Below are 788 nucleotides of genomic sequence, written 5' to 3'. Positions count from 1 at the left end.
GGATCAGGCAGTTGCCGAAATGGCTTGCCGATCCGCTGGGGCCTCTTGCCATCCCGCCGGCCTATCTGCCTAAACTTCTTCCCTGGCTGTTCCGCTTCTGGCGCGCGGGCGCCGCCAGGCACTTCGAGGCGAGCCTTGCGGCGCAGGCCGGCATGATGAAGCTCGCCGAAGCCGAATGGATGGGTTTGCTCGACCGCTCTGGCACGCGGCCGATGCTGCATGAGGACGGCTCGCTCGAACTCTACGAAAGCGAGGCCGAGTTCCGCGCCTCGCTGTCCGGCTGGAGGGCGCGCGAACGTTTCGGCATAGGCTTCCGCCATGTCGAGGGTGAGGGGATGGCGGCGCTGCAGCCGGGTCTTTCGCCGCGCTTCGTCAAGGGCACCTTCGTGCCGGGGTGGAAGACAGTCGCCGATCCGAAACTGCTCGGCAAGGCGATCTGGGCCTATGCGGAGCGGCTCGGCGCGCGCTTCGAGCACGCGCGCGTCGAGCGTATCGGGACCGGAACAAACGGCGTCACGCTTATGCTTGCGGACGGCACGGCCCGAAAAGCGAAGCAGCTCGTGATCGCCGCCGGCGCCTGGTCGCATCTGCTGGCCAAAGATATCGGCGACCGCATCCCGCTGGAGACCGAGCGCGGTTACAACACCACGCTGCCGGTGTCGGCCTTCGACGTGAAGCGGCAGCTGATCTTTTCCGGGCACGGCTTCGTCATCACGCCGCTGGAAACCGGCTTGCGCGTCGGCGGCGCCGTCGAGCTCGGAGGCATCGAACGAGCGCCGAATTTCGCG

The 788-nt window shown here is 67.0% G+C and carries 1 protein-coding gene; it reads left to right on the top strand.

Annotated features, from left to right (window positions below):
• A partial coding sequence (locus EOA60_RS35415; protein WP_164899894.1) for an FAD-binding oxidoreductase occupies nt 1-788 on the top strand: 788 nt, incomplete at both ends.

This window comes from Mesorhizobium sp. M1A.F.Ca.IN.020.06.1.1 (genome assembly GCF_004023265.1).
Classification (GTDB): domain Bacteria; phylum Pseudomonadota; class Alphaproteobacteria; order Rhizobiales; family Rhizobiaceae; genus Mesorhizobium.
This window is presented reverse-complemented; position numbering and strand designations above follow the sequence as displayed.